Origin of the sequence: Emticicia sp. (assembly GCF_043780375.1) — a bacterium.
Classification (GTDB): Bacteria; Bacteroidota; Bacteroidia; order Cytophagales; family Spirosomataceae; genus Emticicia.
This window is the reverse complement of the sequence record NZ_JAYWCU010000003.1, coordinates 1-6,335: the sequence shown is the minus strand read 5'-3', so window position 1 is coordinate 6,335 and position 6,335 is coordinate 1. Positions and strand designations below refer to the sequence as shown.

7 protein-coding genes and 1 pseudogene are annotated in these 6,335 nt (G+C 35.9%); all 8 read right to left on the bottom strand.

Annotation, left to right across the window (positions count from 1 at the left end):
- Positions 1-499 precede the first annotated feature (499 nt).
- The gene (locus tag ACH2CJ_RS00235) at positions 500-682 is read right to left on the bottom strand and encodes a hypothetical protein (protein ID WP_394990039.1); all 183 of its coding nucleotides are present in this window, start codon (positions 680-682) and stop codon (positions 500-502) included.
- A gap of 122 nt (positions 683-804) precedes the next feature.
- Positions 805-1,239: a hypothetical protein gene (locus tag ACH2CJ_RS00230; protein WP_394990037.1), complete on the bottom strand. Its 435-nt coding sequence runs from the start codon at positions 1,237-1,239 to the stop codon at positions 805-807.
- Positions 1,239-1,538: a hypothetical protein gene (locus ACH2CJ_RS00225; protein WP_394990035.1), complete on the bottom strand. Its 300-nt coding sequence runs from the start codon at positions 1,536-1,538 to the stop codon at positions 1,239-1,241. The genes ACH2CJ_RS00230 and ACH2CJ_RS00225 overlap by 1 nt, the downstream gene beginning before the upstream one ends.
- 31 nt (positions 1,539-1,569) lie before the next feature.
- Positions 1,570-3,168: a DNA cytosine methyltransferase gene (locus tag ACH2CJ_RS00220; protein WP_394990033.1), complete on the bottom strand. Its 1,599-nt coding sequence runs from the start codon at positions 3,166-3,168 to the stop codon at positions 1,570-1,572.
- Entirely contained in the window at positions 3,158-3,805 is a 648-nt protein-coding gene (locus tag ACH2CJ_RS00215; protein ID WP_394990032.1) for a hypothetical protein, read from the bottom strand. The genes ACH2CJ_RS00220 and ACH2CJ_RS00215 overlap by 11 nt, the downstream gene beginning before the upstream one ends.
- Positions 3,806-3,948: 143 nt before the next feature.
- The gene (locus ACH2CJ_RS00210) at positions 3,949-4,170 is read right to left on the bottom strand and encodes a hypothetical protein (protein WP_394990030.1); all 222 of its coding nucleotides are present in this window, start codon (positions 4,168-4,170) and stop codon (positions 3,949-3,951) included.
- Positions 4,171-4,370: 200 nt separating this feature from the next.
- Positions 4,371-4,589 (bottom strand): hypothetical protein, encoded by a 219-nt coding sequence (locus ACH2CJ_RS00205; protein ID WP_394990028.1) that lies wholly within the window; start codon positions 4,587-4,589, stop codon positions 4,371-4,373.
- A gap of 7 nt (positions 4,590-4,596) precedes the next feature.
- Positions 4,597-6,335 (bottom strand): annotated as a pseudogene (locus ACH2CJ_RS00200) (hypothetical protein); the annotation flags it as partial.

The window sequence follows — 6,335 nt, the reverse complement described above, 5'->3', positions numbered from 1 at the left end:
CAAAAAATAATTCTCATTTCCGTTGAAGTCGAAAAAATTTGTAAACATTGTATTTTTGTAAACATTGCCTTTAATATGCTCATTATCAGATAGTTAAGTGTTTACAAACTTTAAAATTAGTTTGTTACAAGCCTTTTTTTGTCGATGAAAATTTGTAAACACCCTTATTTTCTTCTTTTTATTTTTTTACTGTTTACAAATTCAAAATAAAGTTTGTAAACATTGTAAACACTGTTTACAAATTATTCCGCAGTTTTCCTGTTTCTAAGTACCTGATTTTCAGACACTTAACCATACATGTTTACAGTGTTTACAATGTTTACAAAAATTTTCAATTATTCGTAGTCAAGAAGAGCGAAGAAGCGGCAAAGCTCGGCAAAACAAAAAAAAAGCAACAAAAAGCGGATTTGTAAACATTGTACTAAAACAAGAAAGGGCTTATTCTCTCGAACAAGCCCTTTACCATCACGCACCCACTATGTGAATAGCTAAATCATTTTCATTCCGAAGATAGCCGTAATCGCTTCCTTTCCATCAATTCCTTAGAGACTTCATTTTTGCGACTTCTGGCCACAAATATGAGATTCTTTAATAAGGACTTCTCTTCTTTCAATTGCTCGAAAGATAATTCGGATACTGGTTTTTCGTTTTGCTCATTTTGAGCTACATTTGCCTCTGTCATGGTTGTTTGATTTTAACGGTTTACAATCGTGATACTTTGCCTCAGTGTTCCACCACTGGGGCTTTTTTTATAGTTACTTAATTTTGATTAAAGTATTCATGAAAAAACTTTTGGCTGATATCCTACCAGATACGTTCGTCATTTAGGCTTTTACGGTTTTCAGTAATTGACTTTGCCCAATCAGGTAAAGTATAATGGTCGCCATAATGATTATCAATATTACGTTTTGTTTCCTTTCTTTGTAAAGTGTGTATCTCAAACCAATAAGTAATTTCAATATAGGTTTTGCCATTTCGGCTTGACCAGTACCAATACCTATCAACGCTTTCAATTTCCCATTTTTCAAAACGTGTAGGTATGCAATCATTTTCACGTTGTAATTTTAAATAGTCTTTGAGTATCTTACCTCCATTGGTAGCTTGAATTGAATTTTCATCACCAACACCAAAAGTTGTTACCCAAGTTTCGCCACTTGATTTATCCCAAGAAAGAATAATACATTGGTCTTTTTGATAATCTTCGCAAAATTGCTTTGCTACTTCAAAAGGTATATTCATTATAAATACTGTCGTTTAAATTCCAAAAATTTATCCTTATGAATTCGACTTACGTGGGTACGTAAGCCAAATTCTCCTTTACACTCCTTACTGCAGTAAGGGCAAGTTTCTGTTTTTTCGGCATCAATACCAGCATACACCGGGAACACCTCCTGAAACAAAAACCTCATAGCATTCAAGCCGCTTTGATGGCACTTTACTTTTACGAGCTTAAAAGCATCGTCCCAATCCTGATCATTATTCGATTCCAAAGCAGCTACTACCTTATCGGTTAGGGTTAGTCTTGTATTATCTGTCATAGTATATATTAGTAAGACAACTATTTTTTAATTAACCCATCTTATCAAAATCCTTGTGAGATAAGTGTTTTGGTACATCACTAATAGGCATTGTCTCTAATTTTATAAAATTGTCAGTGGAACATAAATTAAGCTCAAAAGCCTGATTCAGTGCCTCAATCCATTTTTTAACAACCAAAGGAACTACGCTATTACCGATAAACTTTTTCATATCCGCTTGATTTCCATAAAGTTTATAATCATCAGGAAAACCCTGTATTTTAAGCAATTCAAGAACCTTGAGCATCCTCATTTTAATATCGACAATCCCGTGTTTCGACATAAATTCCTTAATTTTTTTCATCATTGGGCTGTCGTTTTCATAAACTGGAATAGAAAAGTTGCCAACCAAGCAATTGATTAAATAAAGTGGTGCTTTATCCTGCCGTGCAACAATCACAGGACATGGAGCATCAATCGTTTGAGTATGACCGCCGTGTGAAGGATTAAGAATGTAGGTAGCTTCAATTTTAGAAATTTTATTTACAGTTGTTAGTGTTGGGGCTGGGGCTTCAATGCTCAAACAACCTTTATCATTTCCATTTTGCCGATTCAAAAAATTAGTTGAAACCAAGCAATGATGGTCAATCGTAGTTATCACGCCAGCAGGGTTATCAACGGTCATAAATTTACCATCAGGATTACCCGAATAATACCTGACCATAAAATTCGTAGAAACCAATCCAAGCCTGTTTTGGCAAGCAATAGTATGGCAAGGCTCGTCAACAGAAGGTGGATTATGCTTACCGTTAGCATCTTTCGAATTATATTTCAGAATAAAATTTGAACCGCCATTTTGAATATGCTTTACTAATCCTGCATAAATACGCTCTAAACTTGCTTCAACTAACGATATTTTACGATTGAAAATAGATGTTCCTTCGTCTTCAAAATCAAGCACATCTTTCACTGCTCGCCACTTTTTTAAGTCGCCAAACATCGAATCTTTACTTGGATTTTTCGAGTGAGTAGATTTCGGAAATTTTATTGGCAATCCAAGTTTAGCAAAGCACCCAAATAATCTGTTGCGAGAAGTGTAAGAACCAAAATTGGCAGCATTCATTTCTTTCCATTCGTCATAATATCCATATTGATTATTAATAAACTCACGCCATTTCATCCAGTCAGTACCTTTTTTTCTCGAAATCGGCTTACCTTTTTCGTCAATTTCTCCCCAGCTCATAAATTCAACTACATTTTCAATTTGAACGTAATCAGGATTTAAGGCTTCTATGTAACGAGGCAATCCCCAGGCAAGAGTTCGGGAGTCGGCATCACGAGCTTGACCACCCTTTGCTTTGCTGAAATTGGTGCATTCCAAACTGGCCCATAAAATCAACTTCGATTGTGGATATAATTGCAAGTTTTCTTTCGTGATTCTGACCAATTCAGTAAGGTCTAAAGTCAAAATATCTTCATCAAAATGCTTTACATCAGGGTAGTTTGCCCAATGGCTTTTTATTGCAATTGCGTCATGATTTACACAGGCTATTACTTTTGCAATACCATTTTTTGCACCATGAAAACCAGTGCTTGTTCCACCAGCACCACAAAAAAGGTCGATTATTAAGAAGTTCGGTTTACTCTTCATCACCCACCTCCTTTACGTTAAATTCAATAACCCAAACCCAAGGGTTTTCCTGCCAAGAATCAATTCCATTAATCCTACTCCAAAGAGCTAAAAAACCAAATTGGTGTTCAAGAAATGGTCTTGGAATTACCCACTCTAATCCTTTGAGTAAATCAAAATCTTTCAGCGTAAGATTAACAGCTGCACCTTCTGCTTTTGCATCTTTATTCGAAATTGACTGCAATCGCTCAACCCTAATATCAGTTATCTCAAGCGTAATCCGTGAAGCTTCACGAGGCATAAAAATTGAAGGTTTCCAACCACCGTCTGTGCAGCCTTCCCAACCTGCTTTATAATAATACTTTTCAAAACCCAATTGCATAGCTTTTTCACTTCTTTGTTGCCAAGTTTCTCTAACCCAAAGCTCATCACCAATATTCCCATAAGGGCATTTGATTGTAGCAGTTATCTGGTCACCATTGAAAAAGGCATGAGTACCAATCTGATTATCAGTATTTTGCATTATTTTGATAAAAGAAAAATCTTTCTGGTCGAAACCAAATTTTACTATTCGTCTCGTCATAGTCTTACGACCGTCCAAAATTGCCTGAACCATTTCTGTAGAAAATAGTATCGGTTTACTGTTATTCTTTTTCATTACATTTGCACCGTTAAAATTTAAAAAATTACTCGTTTAATTTTTAAAGAGCAGGCAGCCACCTGCTCTTTTTTTATTCTATCACACCTACATTCGGCATTAAAGCAAGCGATAATCGTAAAATGCTCTTCAGCTCCACATATTCATGTATCTTTCAATGATTCTTTTATGCCAGCCTTAGCAAGTTTTATTATTTTCCTTAAATCTTTCCTATGCCGTCGCCCAGCAGCTTTACTGATTTTAAAATCAGCATTCATTCCTTTAAACGAGTTTTGGTAATCTTTTAAAAATGGTTGGCTGTTAATAAAATGATACATCTGACTAACATTTCTTTGTTTTGGTATTTCAATTTTCGTTTGTGCCATATCTTCTAATGATTTATAAAAATTTTAATTCAAATGTTTATTGCTATTTGTAGTACGCCATTTCCAGCCCTTCAAGGGTTTTATATGGTTTCTCGCACAATATGAGCCGAAGGCCGCTTGTGCTAACTCAAAATTTCGCTGAACTGTCCGATATTTCAGTTCTTTTGATTTTTCCGTGTTAAACTCACACACATAAGTAGTCATGTTTTTTTTGGTTTAGATTGATGAATACCCTGATTTATAATACTTGTTCTTTGTAAAAAATCATTACAAGTTTCGCCTTTCTCCTTATAACCTTGAGTAATTTTATTACGGCAGTAAATATTTGAAAATCTACTCAAAGGTATTTTTCTCTCTTCCGAATATCCTTCTTGTCCGCCCGAATACGAACTAAAATGGCAAGAATTACAGTTTTTCATATATCAATTAGTTTACAATCTTGTCTTCGTCTTTCACATCATCTACTGCAGTACCAGGCGTTTGAATATATAAGCACTCAACTCCCGATAAGTGATTTTGCACCCTTCTAATAATCCTGCCTTGGTTATTCTGCATAATCGAAGGATTGAAAATATAGCCGTAGTAATCGCAGAATGCTTTCAATCGCTTGAAGAAGCTCTGAGCCGTGCAAGCTAATTTCGAGTATCGCTTAAAATCCTCATGGGCATCATCCCTCACAATCAATCTATCTAACCTTCCTAACTCAACCGAAAAATACACATCCGCCCAGCCCTTGAAGTTGTCATTCATAATGCTCAAATACGCCCGTTTCTCAATCGCTCCAATCGGTGCATTTACTTTCTCACCAGCACCCAAGTAAAAAGAAACACAGCGAAACATCGTATTGTAAAACATGTTCCATTCTTCCAAGGTAAAGTCGTCAAACAACCGCTTTCCAAAATCCGTTACTGGGCTACGACCTTCCTCATATCTGTCCGTTTTTTCGTGGTAATAATCGCTAAACACGCTCATCAACTTTCTGCCTTTAGAGCTACCCGAAGTATCACCATCACCAAAATTTGAATTCAAAATAAACTTCGGACTAACAGGATATTTCAACGGAAAAGAAGTCTTGTTTTTCGGATTGACAATCAAATCCGAAGTAGCAGGCTCATAAAATATCGAAAAATCCAAATTAGGCTTAATATCATCTACCAACACGATGTCAGTTTCAGCCCTTACATTTTCAAAAATATGCGGGTTTTTCTCCAAATTTTCTGCCCGCCCTGGAAGCGTAACCGTGTTACAAAACAATCGTATCGCATCAGACTGAATCGTCTTTCCTGCCCTACCATTTGCCTCGCCCTGGCTACTTTGCAAGGCATCCATATTAATCACAATCCAAGCCCTATCCCTGAACTTATGACGATGCAAGCAATAGCCGATAGTAAAAACTCGATTGATAAAATATTGCTTCTGCTCTCTAATTTCGTCATGTGTAAGCAACTCGCCTTCCAATGAGAACTTGTATTTTTCCAAATATGCCTTTTGGTTTTCTTCCAAAGAAAAATGCTTAAATACCTTGAGTTCAGCATCTCCAAAATCATTCATTTCTAAATACTTTCTCTGCTTTGCTTCCGTATCATATATTTCCAAAAAACGCAATCGTTCTTCCAGTTCTTTCCGCCAATGCACACGGCAAGTCTGCATCAAAAACCGCATAAACAAACAATCAGTATTCAAAATATCAATCTGCCACGAGCCATTTTCGTCTTTGTAAATCTTAAACGGAGCTTCCAAAATCTCAGGTTTTTTGATATATGTATGCTCGCCAATCACATTTTCATATTTCAAAACTTTGTCTTTCCAAACGTACTTTCCACCAGTGGTTTGTTTTACCGCTTCAATACTTTCTGGAGTAACTTTCCAAACTGCTTTATCAAAAATATAGTACTGATAATCAGGGCCATACAACTTAAAATCAAGTGTTACAATCGGTAGATTACTCAAGCTGAGCTCAGTTAATTTTGGGGTATTAAAAAAGGTATTCATCAAATCTTCGTTGGCATTTATTTTTTCCAAAAAAGCATTCAAAAAATCCTTTATCTCACCGTGCTTCACTTCTTCTACTACATTTTCCGTTACTTTTATGTAGATGTAATTATCCTTTTCACCGTCTTTTTTCAGTCGCCCAAACCCGCAGCGTGTCAAAAAGTTATAAATTC

Bases quoted from the DNA above. Each gene is read 5' to 3' on its own strand.
- ACH2CJ_RS00210 (WP_394990030.1), bottom strand. From the start codon at position 4,170: ATGGCACAAACGAAAATTGAAATACCAAAACAAAGAAATGTTAGTCAG.
- ACH2CJ_RS00220 (WP_394990033.1), bottom strand. From the start codon at position 3,168: ATGAAGAGTAAACCGAACTTCTTAATAATCGACCTTTTTTGTGGTGCT.
- ACH2CJ_RS00235 (WP_394990039.1), bottom strand. From the start codon at position 682: ATGACAGAGGCAAATGTAGCTCAAAATGAGCAAAACGAAAAACCAGTA.
- ACH2CJ_RS00225 (WP_394990035.1), bottom strand. From the start codon at position 1,538: ATGACAGATAATACAAGACTAACCCTAACCGATAAGGTAGTAGCTGCT.
- ACH2CJ_RS00215 (WP_394990032.1), bottom strand. From the start codon at position 3,805: ATGAAAAAGAATAACAGTAAACCGATACTATTTTCTACAGAAATGGTT.
- ACH2CJ_RS00230 (WP_394990037.1), bottom strand. From the start codon at position 1,239: ATGAATATACCTTTTGAAGTAGCAAAGCAATTTTGCGAAGATTATCAA.
- ACH2CJ_RS00205 (WP_394990028.1), bottom strand. From the start codon at position 4,589: ATGAAAAACTGTAATTCTTGCCATTTTAGTTCGTATTCGGGCGGACAA.